This window comes from Paraburkholderia saeva, from assembly GCF_907164555.1.
Lineage (GTDB): Bacteria > Pseudomonadota > Gammaproteobacteria > Burkholderiales > Burkholderiaceae > Paraburkholderia > Paraburkholderia saeva.
The window spans coordinates 456,268-480,545 of sequence record NZ_CAJQZC010000001.1 but is presented as its reverse complement, the minus strand read 5'-3'; the positions used below and the strand labels follow the sequence as shown (position 1 = coordinate 480,545).

Sequence of the window (24,278 nt, the reverse complement as noted above, 5' to 3'; positions counted from 1 at the left end):
CCATCTGGTCAGCGATATACGCAACGGGAGTAGCGCCATGGCAAAAGGTCAACTACGCAGCAATCGCGAAGTCAAAAAACCCAAACAGGCGAAGAAAGCAACGCCCGCTTCCACACCGTTCGGCTCGACACCGATCAAGGTCGCGCCGCACGTAGCCGAAGCGCAGAAAAAGCGCTGAATCGCAGCATTTTCATCGCATGACCGGGCGGCTACGCCGTCCGGACTTCACCGTTTCTTTCACGCAGATTCCCCGCTGATTCTCCCCTTCAACGCGCTATCGCGCGAACAGATTCCGCGTCACGACAACCCACGCGCAAGTCGCTTCTGATGAAGCATTCCATTGCGACAATCCAGGCACCCGCACCGCTGAAAACATCTGTTCCGTACGCAGGGTCGCCGGTTTTGCGACAATAGCGGATTGTCGACGCGCCCGTTCCGGGCATCCACCTGGTATTTCGCCCTCGCAGCGATCCGCCTTTATTCTGACCGCCCGCGGTTAGCGAAGCCACGACCTCGATGTCACTACCTCATATCAACCTGCTGTACTCGCTGTCCGGCCTCGGTGTCGGTTTTCTGGTCGGACTGACGGGTGTCGGCGGCGGCTCCCTGATGACGCCGGTGCTCGTGCTGCTGTTTGGCGTTCACCCGGCCACCGCGGTGGGCACGGACCTGCTGTACGCCGCCGCGACCAAGGCAACCGGCACGCTCGTTCACGGCCTGAAAGGCTCGATCGACTGGCGCGTCACGTTACGGCTCGCGGCCGGCAGCGTCCCCGCCGCGACCCTCACGCTGATCCTGCTGCATCGCTACGGCATGGACAGCCCGCGCGCCAGCACGCTGATCCAGGTCGTACTGGGTGTGGCGCTGCTGATCACGTCGGTGGCGCTCGTATTCCGCCCGCAGCTCGCACGCCTCGCCGCGCGTCGCGAACGGCCGGAGGCGCCGGTGCGCACGTTCTGGCTGACCGTGCTGACGGGCGCAATCCTGGGCGCGCTGGTTTCGCTGACATCAGTGGGTGCCGGCGCCATCGGCGTGACCGTGCTGTTGCTGCTTTATCCCGCGCTGCCGACTACCCGCATCGTCGGGTCCGACATTGCGCACGCGGTGCCGCTGACGCTCCTCGCGGGCGCCGGACACTGGCTGCTGGGATCGATCGACTGGTCGCTGCTGGTGTCGTTGCTGGTGGGGTCGCTGCCAGGCATTGCGATCGGTAGCTTTCTGTCGTCGCGCGCGCCCGATGCGCTGCTGCGCAATGTGCTCGCCGCTACGCTGACGCTCGTCGGCGCGAAGCTGGTGATGAGCTGAACGCCGGGCGCGTCTGATCGAGGCTCACCCGGCGCGCGATCGCTATTTGAAAAACCGGCAGGTCAGGTCGACCTCGAATTCCTTCACCCACTGGCCGACGCTGTCCGCGTGATATGACTGCGCGCGGCCGCCGTAGCGCCGCACCGTCACGAAGCGGCCATGCGCGCCGCTCGTATCGTCGACAAAGTTCGTGATCTCGAACTGACGCGTCGAAAAACCATACCGCTCGCACGCGAGTTCGAACGCCGCCTGTTCGCCGGTCGGCAGGTCGCTGTCGTCCTGATGTGCCATGTCGCCTCTCCGCAAGCCCGTTCCCACAGTATGCGCCGCAAAGAAGACATTCTGTTGTCAGGCGCACGGAGCTGTTCAGGCGACACGGCACGTCCCCGGGATTTATCGCGGCACGTTCACCACACCTGCGCTCACCCTGATCGGGTTCGCGCCGGGCTGGCCGGGATCGACGGCAAACGCGTCTTCCGTCTGAACTGAAATGCTGGAGAACGCCATTCACGCGGCCTTTGACGCGCTTGCGCGTTGTAATACGTGCGCCGTCTCCGTGTAGAGACGACTGACGCCCACCCCGGACGGGCGCGCTACGCCGCATCCGGGCGTGCCAATGAAAACGGGCCCCGGCTTTCACCGGGACCCGTCGTCCGACCGTGGCGCGTGCTCATCCAAACGGAGCGTCGCGGCGGCGGTTTGCCACTCGCACTGTCAGGACACGCGCCTGACAGTGCCTGCGCGCGCGCCCGCTTACTGTTGCTGCACCGTCAGCTTGTTGCTCACCGACGTCACGCCGGCAACGCCCTTCGCCACGGTACCTGCCTTCTCGATCTGGCTGTTGTCCGGCACCGTGCCGGTCAGCGTCACAGCGCCGCCGTGTGCGCGTACGGAGATGCTCGACACATCGACCGAGCTCTTGGCGAGCGCCTTGCGCACCGAGGTGCCAAGCGAGCGGTTCGCCTTCTTCGCGGACGGAGCGGCCATCGTGCCGCTTGCTGCCATCGCGTCGCTAGACTGGGCGTATGCATTGCACGCCACCACGACACACACCACACCACCCAACGCCTTCAGAAAATCGACCGGTTTCATGACTTCTCCTTTTTTACTGCGATTGGACCGCATCTACCCGCGGCTTCGTTACGACTGCGCGCGGCCCGCTCGTGCGGCGTCACAGGACGCGGCAGGCGAGAGCCGACTTTGACTTCGACACGGAGTGCGAGAGACAGGAGAGAGGCGATGGCGATGTGAACCGGCATGCGGAGCATCGACCAGCCGGCCGCGGCATGACGAGCGCTTCCGGTTCTCTTCTGAACGGCCGGATGGCGCGACGCACGCGTTGAATTGCGGCAGCGACGCCAATTTAATCTAGCTGCGCCAGAAGCGCAAAGGGTTTACTGCGCTGGCCCAACGCCCGGTGCGGCGCCTGCCGGCCGCCTGCGCGCCGGCGCATGGGTTGCGCGCAGCCCATGCGCGGCTTGCGTGGCGGTCATGCGTGGTTCACGCGTGGTTCACGCGCAGGTCACGTTTTGTTACGCGTTTGTCCGGCCTCCGGGCCGTCCCCCGGGTGGTCGGGCCGTCAATCTCATGTACCATCGGCGCGAGCGTGCGCCGCCTGCCTGCCGGCATTGCGCGGCGTGTTTATTCACTGTCCGTCTGCCCTGCCCTGTCGACCGATGAAGTTTTCCAGTGGCCGTCCCGGCCCCACCGACCGTAAGGCGCCCCGCCTCGTTGCCCGCTTCGTTGCGATCTCGTGGCGCGATCTCGCCGTCACGTTCGGCCCGATCCTGCTGATCAGCGCCGCCGCGATCTACCTCGCCGTGCGCCTGATCCAGCCCGCGCCGCCCAGTACGCTCACCATCAGCACCGGCCCCGAAGGCAGTTCATTCTGGAACGCCGCGCAGAAGTACAAGGCGATCCTCGCGCGCAACCGCATCACGCTGAACGTGCTGCCATCGGAAGGCTCGCTCGACAACCTCAAGCGCCTGTCAGATCCCAACTCGAAGGTCGATGTCGCGTTCGTGCAGGACGGCATCGCGCCGCCTTCGGCGATCAATGGCCTGATGTCGCTCGGCAGCGTGTCGTACGTGCCGGTCGCGGTCTTCTATCACGGGCCGTTCGTGCGGCGTCTTTCGGAGTTCAAGGGTCTGCGCATCGCCGTCGGTGCGGAAGGCAGCGGCACACACGAACTCTCGCTTGCGCTGCTGAAGGCCAACGGCATCGAGCCAGGCGGCTCGACAAAACTCCTCCCGCTATCCGGCGACGACGCCGCGCAGGCGCTGATCGACGGCAAGGTCGACGCGGCATTCCTCACCGGCGACTCCGCGCAGCCGCCGACGATGGGAAAGCTGAACCGCACGCCGAACGTGCAGTTCTTCGACTTCACGCAGAGCGATGCCTACACCCGGCGCTTTCCTTACCTGACGGCGGTCACGTTCCCGATGGGCTCGTTCGACCTCGGTCGCAACCTGCCGGCGCAGGACATCCATACGGTCGCGCCGACCACCGAGCTGGTGGCGCGCGATTCGCTGCATCCGGCACTCTCCGACCTGCTGATCGAGGCCGCACGTGAGGTGCACGGCAGGGCGAACATCCTGCAACGCGCCGGCGAGTTTCCGGCGCCGCTCGCGCACGACTTCCCGATCAGCGACGACGCCGCACGCTACTACAAGTCGGGCAAGAGCTTCCTGTACCGCACGCTGCCGTTCTGGCTCGCGAGCCTCGCTGACCGTCTGATCGTGCTGCTGGTGCCGATCATCGTCGTGCTGATTCCGGGACTGCGGCTCGTGCCTTCGCTGTACGCGTGGCGCGTGAAGTCGCGCATCTACCGCTGGTACGGCACGCTGATCGCGATCGAACGCGAATCGATGGGCGAGACGTCACCAAAAGAAAGAAAAGCGCTGATCGCGCGGCTTGACGCGATCGAAGACGCCGTGAACGGCCTGAAGATGCCGCTCGCCTACGCGGACCAGTTCTACGTGCTGCGCGAGCACATCGGCTTCGTGCGGAGCCGGCTCGAACACCCGCTGGAGACGGCCGCCGAAGAGCCCGCCGCCGCGCACGATGCCAGCGGCGACGAGCCGCACGACGACTCCGCCGCACCGCCGCCTCCAAAGCCGACGCAGACCGCATGACCACTGTTTCGGCATGCGGGAACGGGCTGGGCGAAACCCGCCAGGAGAGGCACTTTCCGGATCCGCTGAACAATCTTTCAGCGCAGTCGTGCTGCAGTCGTAGCCGCGTTTGCGTAAGATCAAGGCAAAATCGCCGGGCGCGCTGGATCGGCGCCTGAACCAGGGAGACATACATGACATACGCGATCGACACCACGCAGCCGATCTGGTTTTACGACTTTGTCTCGCCGTTCACCTATCTTCTGCTCGAACAGCACGAAAAATGGCCGGACATGCCCTTCGCGCTGACGCCCGTTTCGTTGCATGAGCTGTACCGGCACTGGGGGCAGCAGCCACCGGCGACGGTGCGCGAAAAGCGCACGTTCATTTACCGGCATGCGCTTTTCAGGGCCGAGCAGTTGGGCATTCCGTTCCGCATGCCGCCCGCGCACCCATTCGATCCGACCAAAGCGCTGCTCCTCGCGACTGCCGCGAAAGCAGACCTCGTCTGCGTGCGTGAGATGTTCCGCTTCATCTGGCGCGACGGACGCGATCCGTCCACCGACGAAGGCTTCGCCGCGCTGTGCGAGCGCGTCGGATTGCCGGACGGCCAGGCGATGATCGAACTCGAGGAAACGAAGGAACAGCTGCGCCGCAATACCTCCGACGCGACGACGCTCGGCGTGTTCGGCGTTCCCACGTTCTGGATGAACAAGCAGCTGTTCTGGGGCGAAGACGCGCTGCCGATGGTGCTCTACTGCGCCCGCACGCCGAACTGGCTGGATTCGAAGGAAGTGAAGCGGATCAGCTCGCTGCCGTCCGGGTTCAAGTACGCCGGCTGAGGCAACGATGACGCGCGGCAAGGTATTGTGATCCCGGCCATACCGCGCGCGCTATGGCCGGTGCGCCACAAAGGGCTAAGGTTATGGACTACGCAAGGTAACCGGTGCGGCTATGCCGCGGCGGGTTGCCTGACGATCCGTGCAATCCCTTGTCGGCCCCTTCGGACCGAGAGTGCCTGAACCGCCTGAGACGCCTGCCCGCGCATGGACGAAACCACTGATTCCCTCGATATCTGGCTCGTTCGCGTGCTGCGTACGCTGCTCGTCGAGCGCAGCGTCACGCAGACCGCGCTGCGTCTGAACCAGACCCAGCCGGCCATCAGCACGGCGCTGCGCAAGCTGCGCGAAACGCTGAACGACCCGATCCTCGTGCGCGGCAAGTCAGGCATGGTGCCGACGGAATATGGCGAGTCGCTGCTCGCTTCGGCGCAGCGCGTGCTGCGCGAAGTCGACTTTGTGGCGACGCCGCACGGCGACTTCGATCCGGCGCGCTCGCGCCGCACGTTCCGCGTCGCGGCGCCCGATTACCTGAACGACTTCTTCATGCCGACCGTCATCGCCCAGTTCCGCGAGGCGGCGCCGCACGCGCGTCTGGAGATCGATTCGCTGTATCCGACGCTCGATCACACCGCCGCGCTCGACGCGGGCGAACTCGATCTCGTGATCGGCAACTGGGCGAAGCCGGATGCGCGTTTCGAGCGAAGCGACCTGTTCTCGGACACGGTCGTGTGCATGATGCGCGCGGATCATCCGCTCGCGAAAGCGCCGCTCACGCGCGACGCCTATCTCGCAGCCGCGCATCTTGCGCCGACGCCCTACACGGGCGGCAACGCTGGCGCAATCGACGTCGGTCTGGCGAAGGCGGGTGCGCATCGGCGCGTCGTCGCGACGCTGCCCTACTTCGGCCTCGTGCCGCAGGTGCTGCTGCAATCGGATCTGATCTTCACGACGACGCGCCGCTTCGCGATGCACTACGCGCACATGCTGCCGCTTGCGGTCATCGAGGCGCCGATTCCGTTTCCGAGGATCAAGTGCTATCAGATGTGGCATCCGCAGCCGGACCGGCCGAGCGATATCGGCTGGTTACGCGGCTTGATGGCGCAGGTGTCGGACGGGCTGGTGGCACGGAGTGGGGGACGGGGGAAGAAGGTGCGTACGGCGGTTACCACCGATACCGCCGGCCGGTGAAGGGTTCCATGCGCGGCAAACGTAAGCGCGGCATGCCCAGGGCGTGCACGCCGCTCAAGGTTCAGACCTTCTCTAGCTGCGGCAACGAAACGCGACGGGTTTCGTAAGGGGTTTCGCATGTCGCCGCCATCGCCGCTTCCCGCGAACGCACCTTGAACAGCTCCGCCGCCACCGCAATCGCGATCGAAGGCGGCGCCTTGTCGACGATGCCGGGCACACCGATCGGGCAGGTCATCTCGATCAGCCGTTCCGGGTCGACGCCGCGCTCGATCAACCGGCGCTCGAACTTCACACGTTTCGTCTTCGATCCGATCATCCCGAAGTACGCGAAATCGCGCCTTCGCATGATGCGCGCCGCCAGCGAAAAATCCAGCGCGTGGTTGTGCGTCATCACGAGGAAATACGCGCCGGCAGGCGCCTGATCGACAATCGCGTCGGGCGTGTCGGTCGCTTCGACCTGCACGTTGGCCGGGACTTCGTCGGGGAACAGTTCGTCGCGCTCGTCGACCCACTGCACGACGCACGGCAGGCTGCCCAGCAGCGAAACCAGCGCATGACCGACGTGGCCCGCGCCGAACAGCACGATATGCATCGGCGGCGGCAGCGGTCGCGACGGCGCGACGGCGTTGCGTCGGCCGATCTGGAGTGGAACCGCGGAATTCGTCGCTAACATGTGCATGGCTCCGGTTGGCTTTTCGTCGACGCCCATTAGCCGCGCCGGTCCGCGCCCACCGCAGCGCTAGCGCGCACTGCGTTGATGGCCTTGAGAATCTCCTCGCTCGTCGCGGGCGCGTTGAGCGGCGGATTGACCTTGTAGTCACCGACGCTCGCCACCGCATCGCGGATCGCGAAGAACACCGAGAACGGCAACAGGAGCGGCGGCTCGCCCACTGCCTTCGAGCGGTGGATGCTGTCCTCCGCGTTGCGGTTTTTGAACAGGTTCACGCGGAAGTCCGGCGGCGTGTCGTTCACGGTCGGAATCTTGTACGTGGACGGCGCGTGCGTCATCAGCTTGCCGCCCGCGTTCCACCACAGTTCCTCGGTGGTGAGCCAGCCCATGCCTTGAATAAAGCCGCCTTCGACCTGCCCGACGTCGAGCGCCGGATTGAGCGATGCGCCCACGTCGTGCAGCGCATCGGCGCGCAGCACGCGCATTTCGCCCGTCAACGTGTCGATCACGACTTCCGACACCGCCGCGCCATACGAGTAGTAATAGAACGGCCGGCCCTGCAGCTTCGCCTGATCCCAGTAGAGCTTCGGCGTCGCGTAGAAGCCATCGGACCACAACTGCACGCGGGCCAGATACGCCTTCGAGATGACTTCTTCGAACGGCACGGCCGTGTCGCCGACCACCAGGCTATCGTTCGCGAAGCGCACGTTCGCCGCGCTCACTTCGCCCGCGCCGAACTTCTCAGCGGCGAACGCGGCGAGGCGTTCGCGCAGCTGGCGCGCGGCGTCCTGCGCGGCCTTGCCGTTCAGGTCGGAACCGGTGGAAGCCGCCGTCGCCGACGTATTCGCCACCTTGCTCGTATCGGTCGCGCTCACGCGCACGCGTTCGAACGGAATGCCGAGTTCATGCGCGACGACCTGCGCGACCTTCGTGTTGAGGCCCTGGCCCATTTCCGTGCCGCCGTGGTTCACGAGCACCGAACCGTCGGTATAGATATGGACGAGCGCGCCCGCCTGGTTGAAGTGCGTCACGTTGAACGCAATGCCGAATTTGCACGGCGTGAGCGCGAGGCCCTTCTTCAGGATCGTGTTCTTCTCGTTGAATGCGCGCACCGATTCGCGTCGCGCGCGATAGTCGCTCGTTGCCTCGAGTTCGTCGATGAGTTCGTGGATGATGTTGTCTTCCACCGTCTGGCCGTACGGCGTCAGGTTGCGCTCGGTCTTGCCGTACAGGTTGCGGCGGCGCACGTCGAGCGAGTCGAGGCCCGTCGAGCGCGCGACGTCGTCCATGATGTACTCGATTGCGAACGCGCCTTGCGGGCCGCCGAAACCGCGGAACGCCGTGTTCGACTGCGTGTTTGTCTTGCCGCACTGGCCGGCGATCGAAAGATCCGGCAGCCAGTACGCGTTGTCAAAGTGGCAGACGGCGCGCGTCATCACCGGGCCGGACAGGTCGGCGGAAAATCCGCAGCGCGAGGTCATGTCGACCGAGACGCCGTCGATCAGGCCTTCGTCGTCGTAGCCCACTTCGTACGTGTAGTGGAAGTCGTGGCGCTTGCCGGTGACCATCATGTCGTCGTCGCGGTCCGGGCGCAGCTTCACCGGGCACAGCAGTTTCCATGCAGCCAGCGCCGCACAACACGCGAAGAGCCCCGATTGCGATTCCTTGCCGCCAAAACCGCCGCCCATGCGCCGGCATTCGATCAGCACGTTATGCGAATGCACGCCGAGCACATGCGCCACGAGATGCTGCATTTCGCTCGGATGCTGCGTCGAGCACCAGACGTGCATGCCGTCGTCGTCCTTAGGCACCGCGTACGAAATCTGCCCTTCCAGATAGAACTGTTCCTGGCCACCAAGTGTCATCTCGCCCGCTTCGCGGTGCGCCGCGCGCGCCATCTTGCCGCTGGCGTCGCCGCGCGCGAGCTTCATCGGCGGCAGCACATAAGACTGCGCGGCGCGCGCCTGCTGCGCGGTCAGGATCGCGGGCAGTTCCTCGTAGACAACCTGCGCGCGACGCGCCGCAAGCCGCGCCGTTTCGTGCGACGTCGCGACGACGATGAACATCGGCTGGCCGACGTACTGCACGACGCCATCCGCAAGCACCGGATCGTCGTGGATGATCGGGCCGCAGTCGTTCGTGCCAGGGATGTCATCGGCGGTGAAGACAGCGACGACACCGGGCGTCGCGCGCACCGCGTCGAACGACATCGACACGATCTTTGCGTGCGCTTTCGCCGACAGGCCGAGCGCGGCGTGCAGCGTGCCGGCGACGACCGGAATGTCGTCGGTATAGGTGGCGCGCCCGCTCACGTGCAGATGCGCGGATTCGTGCGGACGCGATACATGGACCTGCGTGAAATCGGCGAGGTCCTCGCGCGCCTGGGCGTCTTTCAGGAACGGTTCAGCTTGCTGGTTCATTTGAATGTTCTCCGTTTCCTGTTCGTTACGCGCCGGCGGCTTCAACTGCGCGGACGTCGAGCGCTTCCTTCGGCAGCGGATCGTTCGGACGCGTTTCCAGCCAGAAGCGATACAGCGTGTTCTTCGCGGCTTCGAGGCGGTAGCCGTCGGTGGCGCGCATGTCGGACAGCGGCGCATAGTCGTTGCCGAGCGCGATCATCGCGGCCTGCGCGGTCGCTTCGTGCCAGACGGCGTCGTTCAGCACGGCTTCGGCGTGCGTCGCGCGCTTCGGCGTCGCGGCCATGCCGCCGAACGCAATGCGCGGCTCGCGCACCGTCTCGCCATCGGCGATGAACGAGAACGCCGCGCACACGGCGGAAATATCCGAGTCGAAGCGTTTCGAAATCTTGTACGTGCGGAACTGCAGGTTAGCGCGGCGGCCGGTGCGCGTCGGCACCTTCAGGCCAACGACGAACTCGTGCTCCGCCATGTCCTTCTTCTGATACGCGAGGTACAGGTCTTCGAGCGGCAATTCACGCTCGATGTCGTTGCCGCGCAGCACGACGCGCGCGCCGAGCGCGATCAGGCCTGGCATCGAGTCGCCGATCGGCGAGCCGTTCGCGATGTTGCCGCCGAGCGTGCCCGCGTTGCGGATCGGCAGGGAAGCAAAACGCTTCCACATTTCCGTCAGCTCCGGATAGTGCTTCGCGAGTTCGGCGTACGCGCGCTCGACCGTCACGCCCGCGCCGATGCTGATCCAGTCGCCGGAGGTTTCGACGTGCTGGAGCGCCTCGATCTGCCCGACGTAGACGATGTTGCCGAGATCGCGCATCAGCTTCGTGACCCACAGACCGATGTCCGTGCTGCCCGCCAGAATGCGCGTCGCCGGTTGCGCGGCCTTGATCGCGGCGAGCGCCTCGAGCGTGCGCGGCGCGTCGAACTGCTGGCCCGCGTGTTCATAGTGGAACGTGTCGGTGCGCTCGAGCGTCGCCAGCGTGCGCGACAGCGCGGCGATGTCGACCGGCGCTTTCGGCGGCGGCGCATCGAACATCTGCACCGCGGCGTCGATGATCGGACGGTAGCCCGTGCAGCGGCACAGGTTGCCCGTCAACGCGTTGTTGATATCCGTGCGCGACGGCACGGTTTTGTTCGCACAGGAATGCTCGTGGCCGTGCTTTTCATACAGCGACCACATCGACATCACGAACCCCGGCGTGCAGAAGCCGCACTGCGAGCCGTGGCAGTCGACCATCGCCTGTTGCACCGGATGCAGGGAGCCGTCCGGCTGACGCAGATCTTCGACCGTGAAAAGCGCACGGCCATCGAGCGTCGGCAGAAACTGGATGCACGCGTTGACGGACTTGAAGTCGACGCCGCCCGCTTCGTTGCGCTCGCCGATGACCACCGTGCACGCGCCGCAGTCGCCTTCGGCACAGCCTTCCTTCGTGCCCGTGCAATGCGCGTCTTCGCGCAGGTATTGCAGGACGGTGCGGGTGACGGGCGCGTCGCTCACTTCGCGAATCGCGTTGCGGTGATAAAAGCGGATCGGCTGGCTCATGTCTCTTTCCTGTTTCTCTGCGCCCGTGGGGACGGTCGTGCAGTTGATGTCTCGAAAACTAACATCATCAATATTCACAACCCATAGCGGCAATCGCATGCGGGACATATCGTTGCGGCGATAAATCACTCAGGGATTTACCGCGGGTGCTTATATTGGCTTGTCTGTTATGCCGTATTTTTCCAGTTTATGCCGTCTTGCTGGAGTTGCCTTCGCGTGCTCTGGCCTGCCTTAGCCGCGAATAGGGATAAAAACTGGTTACCTGATTCGATCTTTTTTCATTCGACACCGTTTTCCAATGCCGGAAAATATTAAGCAAATCCTGCAGAACATTCCATTCCATGGGAAAATCACGGCTTCCTGCCGTTTTCAAGTATCGTTTTCCCCATGTCCGCCGACTCTGCCTCATCCCGCAGTGAATTTGCGACCACGCTCCAGATCATTCCGGTCGTCTTTTTTACGTTTCTTTGCTACCTGACGATCGGCATTCCGCTTGCCGTGCTGCCGGGTTATGTCCATGACGACCTCGGGTACAGCGCGATCCTCGCGGGTCTGGCGATCAGCGTGCAGTACTTCGCGACGCTCGCCTCGCGGCCGCTTGCCGGTCGTTCTGCCGATACGCTCGGCCCGAAGAAGACCGTCACTTTCGGCCTGATTGGTTGCGGCGTGAGCGGCGTGCTGCTGCTCGCGGCGGTGCTGTGCGGCCGCTGGCCGGCGCTCAGCCTCGGCCTGCTCGTGATCAGCCGTCTCGTGCTGGGGTGCGGCGAAAGCCTGTGCGGCACGGGCGCGATCCTGTGGGGCATCGGACGTGTCGGCACGGCGAACAACGCGCGCGTGATTTCGTGGAACGGCATTGCGACTTATGGCGCGCTCGCCATTGGCGCGCCGCTTGGCGTGGCGATCGTGCATGCGGTCGGATTCGAAGCGCTCGGGTTTGTCGTGGTCGCGCTGGCGGCGCTCGGCTTCTACCTTGCCCGGCCGATCGCGCCGGTGCCGGTCGTGCATGGCGAGCGCATGTCGTATCGCAGCGTGTTCACGCGCGTGTTGCCGCACGGACTCGGGCTCGCGCTGGGGTCGGCCGGTTTTGGTTCGATTGCCACGTTCATCACGCTCTTTTACGCGGCACGCCACTGGCCGAACGCGGCGCTTTCGCTGACCGTGTTTGGCACGCTCTTCGTCGGCTCGCGTCTGCTGTTTGCGAACACGATCCGCACGTACGGTGGTTTTCGCGTGGCGATTGTGTCGTTCGCGTTCGAGTGTGCCGGTCTGCTGATGCTGTGGCTCGCGCCCGAGCCGCATTTCGCGCTGGCCGGCGCCGCGCTCACCGGCTTCGGCTTCGCGCTTGTGTTTCCGGCGCTGGGTGTCGAGGCGGTCGCACTCGTGCCGCCGGCAAGCCGCGGTGCGGCGCTTTCCGCGTATTCGGTGTTTCTGGATCTGTCGCTGGGGATAACCGGGCCGCTTGCGGGCTATATCGCGGGCGAGTTTGGGTACGCGTCGGTGTTTCTGTTTGCGGCGATTGCTTCGGCTGCGGCAGTTGCGCTTTCGATGATGCTGTATCTGCGGCACACGCGCATTTCGGGCGCACCGGCCGCGCTATAGATCCACGCTGGCGTCGACATCGCGCGACGGACACAAAGAGCCCGCGGCTGAGTACATCAGCTGCGGGCTCTTTTGCGTTTACGCCGCGGCGCGGGCCGCGATACGCGATCCGTTCGACAGCGACTTTTCCAGGGCGGCGACACCTGCTGGCAGATCGATGGCGACACCGAGATCGACCATCGTGCGGCCGAGCGCGTGCAGCGTACGGAACAGATTGTGTTCGCGGCACTGCTCGCCCATTTGCCCGATGCGCACGATCGGCAGGCCGAACGAGCCGGAGATTTCGACCTGATGCTGGCGCGAGATGTGACCGCAGATGTCACCTGGGTTCAGGCCGCTGGGTACTTCGATACCGACGACCGAATTCAGACGGCAGGCTGGTGGCGCATAGAGCTTGAGGCCCATCGACGTGACGCCTTCCTGCAGCGCGACTGAGCATTTCAGGTGACGCGCGAAGCGCTTTTCGAGCGTTTCCGCGCAGACGAGCCGGAGCGCCTCATGAAGCGCGAGCACGCCCGAGACCGGGGCCGTGTAGTGATAGCCCGCGTTATGCCAGAAGTTTTCGGCGAGCGACGCGTCGAGACACCAGTGCGCGTTCGACTGGGTGCGACCTTTGACACGCGCCCATGCCGCGTCCGAAAACGCGATCAGCGACACACCGGGAATCGACGAAAGGCCTTTCTGGCCGCCCGTGATGACGGCATCGATGCCCCACGCGTCCATTTCGAGCGGCATGGTGCTGAGCGTACAGACCGCATCGACGATGACGAGCGCGCCGGCCGCTTTCGCGAGTGCGGCGATGTCTTTGAGGTGATGATTCCAGACCGTGTTGGACGTTTCGCCCTGGACGATCGTGACGATTTCCGGGCGTTCGCGGCGCATGGCGTCTGCGACCTGTTCGAGGCTGGCGACTTCACCGTCGGGGACATCGAGCATGGAGACGTTGGCACCGACACGGCGCCCCATTTCTGCCATCCGCTCGCTGAAGAAGCCGTTCTTGATGGCAAGTACGCGGGTGCCGTTCCAGGCGAGGTTGGAGATGGCCATTTCCATTGCGGCCGATCCTGGGCCTGCGACGCCCAGCACCCATTTCGAGTTGGTCTGGAAGACATAGCGGGCCATGGTCTTGACCTGGCCGATGACCTTGACCATGGTTGCGCCGAGATGGTTGATGACGATCGTATTCGCCTTGGCGACGGCGGCCGGAATGGGGACTGGGCCGGCGCCCATCATCAGGAGGGGTTCTTCGGGGAGGATTGCGTCGAGGGATTCGACGGTGGGGCAAGGGATGAGGGTCGACATTCTGTTCTCTGGCGTTCAGCTGAAGCTGGCTGCTGTGCGGTTAGTGCTGCGACGGGTTTTTGATCATTCACCGGAATGGTGCTTTACGCAAGAGGTTCGTTGGTTTTGTAGCAGCCAGACGATGCCCCAAAAGCAACGAGAGAGACCACCCGAACGGGACCGCACGGCGAGGCGCGAGCGCCAAGCCGGTTGAATGACTGCTGTACCACAGGGGGAACTGTGCGGGGGAACAGATCGCGCGCGGACCAGCGCGACGGGAAAAGCGAGGGCGCCATCTCACGGGTTGCCATTCCCCGAAGATGACACACTGGGAAAGGACGAGTTATCGAAGCGCCTTTCTTTTGCTTACTTTTCTTTGGCAAGACGCCCCGAAGGAAGTCCCCTTGGGGGACAAAGAAAAGTAAGTGCCGCCCCGCACAGGGGCGACACTAATACACCGACACGAAATCAAGGAAAGGCCAAGAAAACCCTCACTTAACCTTGCTCTTGTCGAGCTTCTTCCCGGTAGCCGAATTAAACCGCTCGACATACTCTTCGATAAGCTTCCGGACGGCACGTCCAATCGCCCGATAATCGGATTCATTGAGGTTAGCGAGGGAAACGCGCCCGGAAGGATGCGCGGTCCCAAACCCGAGCCCGGGCAACAACACAACGCGCGCATCGGCGGCGAGCCGGAACAGCAACTCCTGCGGTTCAGTATTCTTGAGCAGCCAGTCGACGAACTCCCGCCCGAACGCCCGCTCGCCGAGATACTCCATATCGAGAATCGTGTAGTAATCGACCTGATTCTCGTCATCGTCGGGGAACGTCAAACCGATCTCTTCGAAGAGCGCCTTCTTCCGGCTGCGAATCAGCCGCTTCAGCGCGTTCTTGTACGCATCGGGCGTATCCATCAGCGAGAACAGCGAGAACAGCACCATCTGCACCTGCTGCGGCGTCGACAACCCCGCCGTGTGATTCAGCGCCACCGTGCGGCTGTCGGCAACCAGCCGGTCGATGAACTTCAGCTTGTCCGGCTCCGTCGTGATCGACTCGTAACGATGATGCAGTTCCTTCTTCGCTTCCTTCGGCAGTTCGCCGATCAGCCGGTCGAGCACGTTGTCGCGGTGCGTCGCGATCGTGCCGAGCCGCCAGCCGGTTGCGCCAAAGTACTTCGAGTACGAGTACACGAGAATCGTGTTCTTCGGCGCGAGCGCAAACAGCGAAACGAAATTGTCGGCGAACGTGCCGTACACATCGTCGGTCAGCAGGATCAGGTCCGGGCGTTCCTTGACGATCTCGGCGATATATTCGAGGCTTTCATCGTTGATCCGCACCGAAGGCGGGTTGCTCGGATTCACGAGGAAGAACGCCTTCACCTTCGGATCGCGCAGCTTGTCGAGCTCCTTCTTCGAGTACTGCCAGTTGTTCTCGACGGCCGCATTCAGATTCACCACGTTCAGCTGGTAATCGTTCAGCCGCGGAATCTCGATGTACGGCGTAAAGATCGGCATGCCCAGCGCAATCGTGTCGCCGGGCTTGATCAGGTGGTTCTCGCGCATCGTGTTGAAGATGTACGTCATCGCGGCGGTGCCGCCTTCCACCGCGAAGACATCGAATTCGCCCACGAACGGATGCTCGCCGATCATCTCGCGGCGCAGATACTGCCCGACGATGAGTTCCGACAGCTTCAGCATCCGGTCGGGCACCGGATAGTTCGACGCGAGAATGCCTTCGCACATTTCGTACAGGAAGTCGCCCGCGCTCAGGCCGAGCTGGTCGCGCACATACGACACGGCGCCCGCCAGAAACGAAATGCCCGGCACGCCCTTGTTCTCACGCACGAAGAGCTCGAAGCGCTCGGTCAGCCCCTCCCGCTTCGGAAAGCCGCCGACGCCTTCCGGCATGTACGCGAACGAGCGCTCCGACTCGCGCATCGCGAAGAGACCCAGCTGCCAGAAGCCATGGCGCGGAATCGTCGCAAGAAAGTTCGGGTTGCCGCGCCCGGCGTTGAGCATCGACGCATTGGCCGGGCGCGCGACCGCGCCGCCGCCCGCGGCCTTGATCAGTTCATCCTTCAGCTCGAACGGGCTGAGTGCGGCGAGACCGGCCTTGTCCTTGTCGCCATTGCCGCTTTTTCCTTTTGCCATGATGCGTTCTCCGTTGGACCAGATGTAAATCACCGGGCTTGCGCAGTTTCGGGCGCCCCCGGCGCGAGACAGAAGACGAAGCTGAGTACCGTCGTGCATCTCATCCGGATTCAGGTTCGTCGTGGTATCAATGCATCCATCAACATTCTCGAAAAGCCGCTAGACAAGCCCGACGACGAGCGGCCCAAGCAACGTCAGCAACACGTTCGCAATCGCATACGTGATCGCGAACGGCACGGTGGGGACCGCGCTTTCTGCCTTGTCGAGGACGCCGCCGAACGCCGGATTCGCACTGCGCGATCCGGACAGCGCGCCGGCAAGGAGCGCGGCATTGTTATAGCGAAGCACATACCGACCAAAGAGCATCGTCAACAACAGCGGGAACAGCGTGACGAACACGCCGAGCAGGAAGATCGTCATGCCGCTCTGCTTGACCGTCACCACCGCCTGCAACCCGGAATTCAGGCCGACGACCGCCACGAACGCGGCAAGCCCGAAGTCCTGCAGCAGGCGCGATGCCGCAGAAGGCATCACGCCATACATGGGATGCTTGCCACGCATCCAGCCGAACAGCAGCCCGGCCAGCAGGCACCCGCCGCCCGAACCGAGCGTGAGCGGAATGCCGCCCATCCGCACCACGATCAGGCCGATCAGCAGACCCAGCACCAGACCGACACCCATATAGATGAAGTCGGTCTTGATGCTGTAGGGCAGCTCGTAGCCGGCTGCGTCGACGGCGCGTTTGGTGTCCTTCGGCGAACCGTAGAACGTGATGACGTCGCCGTGTTCCAGCTTCGTCTCCGGCAGGATCGGCAGCGGCTGGCCGGCACGCGTCGCGCCCTCGACGAACACGCCATGACGCATGTCGCGATCGACGGTCGTGCGTACGGCGGCGATCGTCGTGTGATTCATGCCCTTACGCGTGAACACGCCCTGACGCGTCTGCATCACGAGGCTCATGCCGTCGGCATCGGCAACCTCGGTGCCGATCAGCGGCGCGATGTCGACCATGCCTTCCCGGCGCCCGACGATCAGCACGAAATCGTCCTTCTGCAGCACGATGTCGGGCCGCGGCTCGATCGCCTTGCCCGCGCGCCGGATGCGTTCGATCGTGATCGTGTCGTTCTGGCTCAGCTCGAGTTCGGCGATCTGCCTGCCCGCCGCCGGCCCGACGCGATACGCGCGTCCAACCAGCTCGGGCAACGCCGAAAGCTGCCCTGGCCCACGCACAACCGTGTCGCCCGCGAGCGCCTTTTCCGCATCGATCGACGCGTCGCGCAGGCTCTGGCCCATGAACTTCGGCAGAATGTTCACGCAGACGATGATCGCCCCGAGCGAGCCAAATACATAAGTCACAGCATAGGCAATCGCCACATCCGACTGCAACGATTTCACCTCGTCGGCCGGCAGCCCGAGACGCGCGATCGCATCGCCGGCCGTGCCGATGATCGCCGACTGCGTGAGCGCGCCGCCCGCAAGCCCGGCGGCCAGCCCCTTGTTCAAACCGAAGATCTTCGCGCAGACGACGACCGTGACGAGCGCCGACACCGCGAGAAACAGCGCCATCGCGATCTCACGCAGGGTCTTGCGGTTGAGCGAGTTGAAGAACTGCGGACCCGAGTCGTAGCCGACCGCATAGATGAAGACGGCGAACATCACCGACTTCACGCCGTTGTCGATCGTGACACCGGCCTGGCTGATCACGACCGCCGCCAGCAGCGAACCGCCGACGCCCCCGAGCTGGAACTTACCGAACTTGATCTGGCCAATCAGGTAACCGGCCGCCAATGAAAGAAACAACGCGATTTCAGGTGACTTTTGAAAGATGTGATGTAGCCAGTCCATCGTGTCCTCAGGTTAGTTAGTCCCGTTATTGCCTGACGTTACTGGTCCCCTTGCTCCGCGCGCTGGCTGCCGCGTCTCTGTCCCGCTGCCGGCGCCTCGCGGCGCCTTTGCTCTGCGCGATGCCGGTGATGCATATTGCGTGAAACTTTCCTTGCGGCGTGCCTGCCGGCGTACCGGACGGAAGCAGGTAGCCGCCTCAGCCGAACTTGCCCGACAGCCCGACGACGAGCGGTCCGAGCAGCGGCAGCAGGATGTTCGACAAAGCATAGGTGATCGTGTAGCCGATTACCGGCGTCGAATTGCCGGTCACGCCGACGAGCGCGCTGATCGCGGGCGTGCTGCATTGCTGGCCCGCGATCGCGCCGAGCAGCATCGGTGTTTCGAGTTTGAGGAAGACGCGCCCGATCCACAGCGAAAGCAGCCCGGGAATCAGCACCATCAGAATGCCGGCAACCGGCAGCGCAATCCCGTACTGATGGACGAGCCGGATCGCGTCGGGCCCGGCCGACAGGCCGACCGCGGCGATGAACGTCGCGAGGCCAAAGTCCTTGAGAATCTGCGCGGCGGCCGAGGGCAGCGAGCCGACCAGCGGATAGTGCGAACGGATCCAGCCGAACAGCAGGCCGGACAGCAGGCATCCGCCGCCGGTGCCAAGCGCGATCGACACGCCGCCGATCCGGCCGCCCAGATGCCCGATCGCCATCCCCACGAGCACGCCGAGGCCGAGATAGACGAAGTCGGTCTTCTGCGTCGCCACGAGGACGTAGCCGAGCCGCTTCGCGCCTCGTGCAACATCCGTCTTCGTGCCGACCAGCGTCAGCACGTCGCCGCGATTCAGCTCCGTGTTCGGCAACGCGGGCACCGTCGTTTCGAGCCGCGTGACGGCGGCGATATAGACGCCGCGCCCTTCTTCCGGGCTCGCCCGCTCCCGTATCTGCGAAATCGTCAGGCCGTGCGCCTCGCGCAATGTCAGCACGACATCGACGCGCTCGCCCATCACCGGGCCGACCTGTTCGCCGCCGACTTCGTCGCCGATATGGGGCGACGCTTCGACGAGCGCCGCGCGCCGGCCGACCACCAGCACGAGATCGCCGGCTGCGAGCGTCAGCTGCGGCTCGAGCGGCAGCGTGGCGCCGCCGCGTTCCACCTGCTCGACAGTCAGGTTGCCGCCGTACTGCAACTCGAGCGCGCCGACCGTAACGCCCGCCGCACCGACCACCTTGAATGCCCGGCCGACGAGCGGCGGCGCGGCGAGCCGCTGGCCTTCGTCGAGCGCGCCGCTGCCGCCGAGCTTGCGCCACACGCGCTCGGCCTCCTCGCGCAGGTTGACGCGCAGCAGAAGCGGCGCGAACTGGCTGGTGAAGAGCACGATGGTGATCAGGCCAAACAGGTAGCTGACGCTGTACGCGGTCACGATATTGGCCTGCAGACGCGTCGTTTCCGCGTCGCCGAGACCCAGTTTCGAGATGGCTTCCGAGGCCGTGCCGATCACCGCGGATTCCGTCGCCGCACCCGCGAGCAGGCCGGAAGCCGTGCCCGGATCGAGTCCGAGCAGCACGACCGCGATCATGATCAGCACCACCACGGAGACGATTTCGACCACCGACAGCAATCCATACCGCCAGCCCCGCCCGATATTGGCGAAGAACTGCGGGCCGCCGGTAAAACCGAGCGCGAAGATGAAGAGTGCGAACGCGATGTTTTTCAGATCCGGAGCAATGCGGGCACCCGTCTGACCGAGCAGCAACGACACGATCAATGTGCCGCACACACCGCCCAGCTGGATCGGCCCGAGCTTGAACGAGCCAATGAAGTATCCAAGCGCGAGACTCGCAAACAAGGCGATCTCGGGTTGAGCCTTGAGCAATTCACCAATCATGTGGTTTTTCGCCGGTTTACAGGTTTAATTAATGAAAAACCTTAAAAAATCCTAAAATAAACATGCTTAAACATGGATTGCAACAACCTGCACGCGACCGTCAACTGTTCCTGGTTCAGGAATTTGACGAACGACATTCGATCTGGCGTTTATTGCATTTCAATGACACGCGCGGCCCGGGACGACCATGCGGCGCGCTTGATGGTTGCAGGCGAAGGCTGCATGAAGTGAATGGCAGACATCGTTTCCTCGTGAAGTTGTCCAGCTACCCGGAAAACCACCAGCCGCCCGGTAAAGCCGGATTTTAATGTATTGCGGATTACAGAAAATCAACGACGCTTTCTTTTTCCGCACAGCAACATATAGACTCTTTTACGAAGCGAAACGTTGTCGCCTTTTTAACTAAATATTGTAATTCTCCGAAACTGTCAATATGATTTTTTAGCGACGGATTTTTTCTGCGGGCCGGTGATTCTGAAAACCGGCCCATGCCACAGCGCCGCAGTATGGCCAACTCCGCACGGCTTTGCTGTGCCAATACGAGGCTTGATGCCATGAACCAGATTCATGCCATGCGTGTTTTCGTGAGAGTCGCCGAAACCCAGAGTTTTCGCCGCGCCGCCCAGCAGCTCGACGTCTCGAATGCCCTCGTCACGCGCTCGATCGCCATGCTCGAAGCGCATCTGCAAACCCGGCTCATCAACCGCACGACGCGCAATCTTTCCCTGACCGAAGCCGGCACCCGTTACCTGGAAGGCTGCCGCGGCGTGCTCGAAGATCTCGATCATCTGGAAAACACGGTCGCCCATACCGAGCGCGAGCCGAGCGGCACGTTACGGATCGTGGCTTCGGGCGCGCTGTCGCTGCTGTCGCTCACGCCGCTCCTGAACGGCTATCGCAAGCTCTATCCGAAGGTGCGCATCCGCCTGACGCTCGCCGAGCGCCATGTCGATCTTGTCGAGGACGGCTACGACGTCGGCATCGTGACGGCGTTCATGGTGTCGAGCACGGAACTCATCGAGCGTCCGATCGGCACGAATGCGCTCGTGACGTGCGCGTCGCCCGGCTATCTTGAGGAGCACGGCGAACCGGCGCGGCCCGCGGAACTCATGAAACACGCGTTTGTTGCGCTGCCCTCCGAGCAGCGCAGCCCGACATGGCACTTTGCGGATGCGCGGGGGCATACGGAACAGGTCACGCTGCAACCCGCCTATACGGTCAACAGCGCGCTGATGGTGCGGCTCGCGGCGCTCGCTGGAATGGGCATCGCGATCCTGCCATCGCAACTGGTCGCCGACGATTTCGCCGCCGGCACGCTGCGCCGCGTCGTGCCGGGTTACACGGTGGACGATCCGGAGGTGAAGGTATCGATCGTGTATCCGAGCCGCCAGTATCTGTCGGCGAAGACCCGCGCTTTCATCGATTACACGCTCGAACATTTCGGCCACGGCGAGTCCGCCGGGAATGGCGCTGCGGCAACTGCGGGCGCTGCTCCAGCCATGAACGGCCTGCCTGCATCGACGCTCGCGCCGCCCGATTCGATGCTCACGAATCTGCACGAAGTTCCGGGCGTATAGTTGGCTGGCTATTTCCGGGACGACCCCGGACTGCCGGATTCCCCGGACCCGACGCGCCACTCCGTGCGTCCGTCCGCGCCGGCCTGACTCACATGAGGCACAGGGAGAATCGCATGCGCATGATCCTCTTTAGCAGCCGTCAGTACGACGTCGACACGTTCACCGAAGCGAAGCCCGCTTACGACTTCGATGTCCATTTCCAGGAATCGCACCTCGACGCCGAGACGGCCATTCTGGCGAGGGGTTACGAGATCGTCTGCCCGTTCGTCAACGATTCCGTCGATGCCGCCGTGCTGCAGGCGCTGCACGCCGGCGGCACGAAGCTCATCGCCTTGCGCTCGGCCGGTTTCAATCATGTCGATCTGGCCGAGGCCTCGAAGCTGGGGATTCCCGTCGTGCGGGTGCCGGCCTATTCGCCGTATGCGGTTGCGGAGCACGCCGTCGGGCTGATTCTGGCGTTGAACCGGCGTCTGCCGCGCGCCGTCGCGCGCACGCGTGAAGGCGATTTCTCGCTGCATGGGCTGCTCGGTTTCGATCTGCATGGCAAGACGGTCGGCGTGATCGGCACCGGCACGATCGGGCGCGTGTTCGGCCGCATCATGGCGGGCTTCGGCATGCACGTGCTTGCCTATGATCCCGGCACGCCCGCAGAGGACCTGCTCGCGCTCGGCGCGCGGTACGTGCCGCTCGACACGCTGCTCGGCGAATCGGATGTGGTGAGCCTGCACTGCCCGCTGCTGCCCGCGACGTATCACCTGATCGATGGCCGCGCGCTCGAGAAGATGAAGTTCGGTGCGATGCTGATCAATACCGGCCGGGGCGGACTTGTGGAAAGCAACGCGCTCGTCGGCGCGCTGAAAAGCGGCCAGCTCGGCCACCTCGGGCTCGACGTCTACGAGGAAGAAGGCGGACTCTTCTTCGAGGATCACTCGAACCTGCCGCTCCTCGACGATGTGCTCGCGCGTCTTTTGATGTTCCCGAACGTGATCGTGACCGCGCACCAGGCGTTCTTCACGCGCGAAGCGATGAACGAAATCGCCGACACCACGCTCGGCAACGTCAAGGCATGGATCGAAGGCAAGCCGCGCAACGTCGTGCAAGGCGCGAAGTCCGGCTAGGCGCGCGCCTGTTCCGGCGCGCCCGGGCTGGCAGCGGTGGCTGCGGCTGCGGCCGTCACAGCTTCCAGCGTGGCGGCTTCGATTGCGGCGCGGGCTTCTTCGGAGGCCCCGCACATCTGGTGCAGCAGCGCAGCCTCGCGCTCGTGCACCTCGACCGGAAAGCAGCGCGCGCCCGCCGCCGCCAGGTAGCGCGCGCGATGCTGGCCGTTGCGAAACGCGACCACGCCTTCCTTTTCGAGGCCGAGCAAACCCGCGAGTCCGCGTGCGCGGCGTGTGCATACGGTTACGTACGGCATCTCGGGTATGCGTGCGTTTGAAGGGTCGAGGAATTCGCGGATGCCCCGCACCTTTCCGGGGTGCCATTCGTTGACGGGCCGCAGGACATAGTCGGTGTTGTCGCGATCGGCACAGGTGAGGAGCCGCTGCGGGTCAACCAGCACGACCTGATGGCGCGCGCCATCGGCGGTGAAGACGCGCTTCACCCGGACATGGCCGTAATGCGGATGGCTGGTCAGCGTGACGATCCAGAACGGCTCAGCCGGCGAAGGCACGAGATTCGATGCGGGCAATGAGATGGACACTGACAGTACGGGCTCGAGACGCCGGCGCTCACGCAACCGGCACGTTAAAAAGGTGGCTTACGCTACGTCGACTTGATGAAAATGGCGTGACAGTCGCACGACGGCCCCTGCACGTCGCGTCGCGCATCGTCATGCCGCATCGCTTTCCCGCTATCCCTTTCGCTCTCCAGACTTCCAGCCAGACAACGCGGAGAACCGGCATGACAACCGAAACCTTCGGCGAACACGTCCGCATCGAGGCGGCCGGTGCGATCGCCACCGTGGTGCTCGACCGGCCGGCGCGCCGCAATGCCGTCGACCGTCCGGTCGCCGACGCGCTCAGCGCCGCGTTCCTGCGCTTCGAGACGAATCCCGCGTGGCACGCGGCCGTGCTGTTCGGCGCGGGCGGCTCGTTCTGCGCGGGCGCCGACCTGAGTGCGCTCGCCGACGAAAACCGCCGCAACGAACTGCACGCCGACGGCAGCGGCCCGGGGCCGATGGGCCCGACGCGCATGGCGTTCACGAAACCGGTGATCGCGGCCGTTTCAGGATACGCCGTCGCGGGCGGCCTGGAACTGGCCGCGATGTGCGATCTGCGCGTCGTCGAGGAAAGTGCGGTGCTCGGCGTGTTCTGCCGGCGCGTCGGCATTCCGCTGATCGACGGTGGCTCGATCCGGCTGCCGCGTCTCATCGGACTTTCGCGCGCGCTCGACCTGATCCTGACCGGCCGCGCAATCGATGCACACGAAGCGCTCGCTTTCGGCCTTGCCAACCGCGTGGTGCCCGAAGGCACGGCGCGCGCGACGGCCGAGTCGCTCGCCACCCAACTGGCCGCGTTTCCGCAGGCGGCGCTCCTTGCCGACCGGCGCTCGGCGCTGGAAAACAGTCTGCTCGAACCGCTCGCCGAAGCGTTGCGCCGTGAAGGCGCGGGCGGCTATGCCGCTGTTTTCGAACAGGGCATTGCCGGCGTGGCGCGTTTTGCGAATGGCGCCGGGCGCCATGGCGATACTGTCTAGCCACGGGAATATCGCACGCCGATATTCCTTTCGGCCCGGCGCGACGGGTCACCAAATGACTATTTGCGCCAAAAACAACAGGCCATCCGGTCTACAGCGGGCAATTACCAGCTTAGGTACAATCCCCTACTGATTTCCCCTGGCTGTCGCCTGCGCCCTTCGCCCCGAAGCCGCGCGC

General features: G+C 64.1%; 20 protein-coding genes. 9 read left to right on the top strand and 11 right to left on the bottom strand.

All coding sequences use genetic code 11. From position 1 onward, the window contains the following. The first annotated feature begins 37 nt into the window (after positions 1-37). Both LPA36_RS02135 and LPA36_RS02130 read left to right on the top strand, forming a co-directional pair. Positions 38-178: a hypothetical protein gene (locus tag LPA36_RS02135; protein ID WP_228874496.1), complete on the top strand. Its 141-nt coding sequence runs from the start codon at positions 38-40 to the stop codon at positions 176-178. A 338-nt stretch (positions 179-516) separates the two neighbouring features. Next, complete coding sequence (locus LPA36_RS02130) at positions 517-1,305, top strand: sulfite exporter TauE/SafE family protein (protein ID WP_228874495.1); 789 nt, start codon at positions 517-519, stop codon at positions 1,303-1,305. Between the two features lie 42 nt (positions 1,306-1,347). On the opposite strand, the gene LPA36_RS02125 is transcribed toward LPA36_RS02130, so the two are convergent. After that, positions 1,348-1,596 (bottom strand): hypothetical protein, encoded by a 249-nt coding sequence (locus tag LPA36_RS02125; RefSeq protein WP_228874494.1) that lies wholly within the window; start codon positions 1,594-1,596, stop codon positions 1,348-1,350. 462 nt (positions 1,597-2,058) lie between these two features. Continuing rightward, positions 2,059-2,397: a BON domain-containing protein gene (locus tag LPA36_RS02120; RefSeq protein ID WP_228874493.1), complete on the bottom strand. Its 339-nt coding sequence runs from the start codon at positions 2,395-2,397 to the stop codon at positions 2,059-2,061. 584 nt (positions 2,398-2,981) lie between these two features. Between LPA36_RS02120 and LPA36_RS02115 the strand changes: the two genes are divergently transcribed. From LPA36_RS02115 to LPA36_RS02105, 3 genes are all read left to right on the top strand, one after another. Then, a complete protein-coding gene (locus LPA36_RS02115) occupies positions 2,982-4,439 on the top strand; it encodes a TAXI family TRAP transporter solute-binding subunit (RefSeq protein WP_228874492.1) in 1,458 nt (485 codons plus the stop codon). 173 nt (positions 4,440-4,612) lie between these two features. Continuing rightward, positions 4,613-5,260 carry a 2-hydroxychromene-2-carboxylate isomerase gene (locus tag LPA36_RS02110; protein ID WP_228874491.1) on the top strand — a complete coding sequence of 216 codons (648 nt, stop codon included), beginning with the start codon at positions 4,613-4,615 and terminating at the stop codon, positions 5,258-5,260. 204 nt (positions 5,261-5,464) lie between these two features. Beyond that, positions 5,465-6,448 (top strand): LysR substrate-binding domain-containing protein, encoded by a 984-nt coding sequence (locus LPA36_RS02105; RefSeq protein ID WP_228874490.1) that lies wholly within the window; start codon positions 5,465-5,467, stop codon positions 6,446-6,448. Between the two features lie 61 nt (positions 6,449-6,509). Here the strand turns inward: LPA36_RS02105 and xdhC are convergent, their stop codons facing one another. Genes xdhC through xdhA form a run of 3 tightly spaced genes read right to left on the bottom strand, consistent with a single transcriptional unit; the run spans position 6,510 to position 11,075 of the window. Continuing rightward, positions 6,510-7,127 carry a xanthine dehydrogenase accessory protein XdhC gene (gene xdhC, locus LPA36_RS02100; protein WP_228874489.1) on the bottom strand — a complete coding sequence of 206 codons (618 nt, stop codon included), beginning with the start codon at positions 7,125-7,127 and terminating at the stop codon, positions 6,510-6,512. Between the two features lie 29 nt (positions 7,128-7,156). Continuing rightward, the gene (gene xdhB, locus LPA36_RS02095) at positions 7,157-9,538 is read right to left on the bottom strand and encodes a xanthine dehydrogenase molybdopterin binding subunit (RefSeq protein WP_228874488.1); all 2,382 of its coding nucleotides are present in this window, start codon (positions 9,536-9,538) and stop codon (positions 7,157-7,159) included. Positions 9,539-9,563: 25 nt separating this feature from the next. After that, positions 9,564-11,075 carry a xanthine dehydrogenase small subunit gene (gene xdhA / locus LPA36_RS02090; protein WP_228874487.1) on the bottom strand — a complete coding sequence of 504 codons (1,512 nt, stop codon included), beginning with the start codon at positions 11,073-11,075 and terminating at the stop codon, positions 9,564-9,566. A 387-nt stretch (positions 11,076-11,462) separates the two neighbouring features. On the opposite strand from xdhA, the gene LPA36_RS02085 reads away from it, so the two are divergent. After that, positions 11,463-12,674, top strand: a complete 1,212-nt coding sequence (locus tag LPA36_RS02085) for an MFS transporter (RefSeq protein WP_228874486.1) — start codon at positions 11,463-11,465, stop codon at positions 12,672-12,674. Between the two features lie 78 nt (positions 12,675-12,752). Here LPA36_RS02085 and LPA36_RS02080 read toward each other — a convergent pair whose 3' ends face one another. The 5 genes from LPA36_RS02080 to LPA36_RS02060 form a co-directional block, all read right to left on the bottom strand. Next, a complete protein-coding gene (locus LPA36_RS02080) occupies positions 12,753-13,976 on the bottom strand; it encodes a pyridoxal-phosphate-dependent aminotransferase family protein (protein WP_228874485.1) in 1,224 nt (407 codons plus the stop codon). Positions 13,977-14,446: 470 nt separating this feature from the next. Beyond that, positions 14,447-16,105: a bifunctional aspartate transaminase/aspartate 4-decarboxylase gene (locus LPA36_RS02075; protein ID WP_228874484.1), complete on the bottom strand. Its 1,659-nt coding sequence runs from the start codon at positions 16,103-16,105 to the stop codon at positions 14,447-14,449. Between the two features lie 159 nt (positions 16,106-16,264). Further along, a complete protein-coding gene (gene aspT / locus LPA36_RS02070; RefSeq protein WP_228874483.1) occupies positions 16,265-17,950 on the bottom strand; it encodes an aspartate-alanine antiporter in 1,686 nt (561 codons plus the stop codon). A 196-nt stretch (positions 17,951-18,146) separates the two neighbouring features. Further along, on the bottom strand, positions 18,147-19,829 hold the full coding sequence (gene aspT / locus LPA36_RS02065) for an aspartate-alanine antiporter (RefSeq protein WP_228874482.1): 1,683 nt from the start codon (positions 19,827-19,829) through the stop codon (positions 18,147-18,149). Between the two features lie 319 nt (positions 19,830-20,148). Next, positions 20,149-20,385 (bottom strand): hypothetical protein, encoded by a 237-nt coding sequence (locus LPA36_RS02060; protein WP_228874481.1) that lies wholly within the window; start codon positions 20,383-20,385, stop codon positions 20,149-20,151. Between LPA36_RS02060 and LPA36_RS02055 the strand changes: the two genes are divergently transcribed. Further along, positions 20,384-21,406, top strand: a complete 1,023-nt coding sequence (locus LPA36_RS02055; protein ID WP_228874480.1) for a LysR family transcriptional regulator — start codon at positions 20,384-20,386, stop codon at positions 21,404-21,406. The genes LPA36_RS02060 and LPA36_RS02055 overlap by 2 nt on opposite strands. Positions 21,407-21,519: 113 nt before the next feature. Beyond that, positions 21,520-22,524, top strand: a complete 1,005-nt coding sequence (locus tag LPA36_RS02050; protein ID WP_228874479.1) for a 2-hydroxyacid dehydrogenase — start codon at positions 21,520-21,522, stop codon at positions 22,522-22,524. Here LPA36_RS02050 and LPA36_RS02045 read toward each other — a convergent pair. Beyond that, positions 22,521-23,111 carry a plasmid fertility inhibition factor family protein gene (locus tag LPA36_RS02045; RefSeq protein WP_228874869.1) on the bottom strand — a complete coding sequence of 197 codons (591 nt, stop codon included), beginning with the start codon at positions 23,109-23,111 and terminating at the stop codon, positions 22,521-22,523. The genes LPA36_RS02050 and LPA36_RS02045 overlap by 4 nt on opposite strands. A gap of 194 nt (positions 23,112-23,305) precedes the next feature. Between LPA36_RS02045 and LPA36_RS02040 the strand changes: the two genes are divergently transcribed. Next, positions 23,306-24,100, top strand: coding sequence for a crotonase/enoyl-CoA hydratase family protein (locus LPA36_RS02040; protein ID WP_228874478.1), 795 nt, complete (start codon positions 23,306-23,308; stop codon positions 24,098-24,100). Positions 24,101-24,278: the final 178 nt, after the last annotated feature.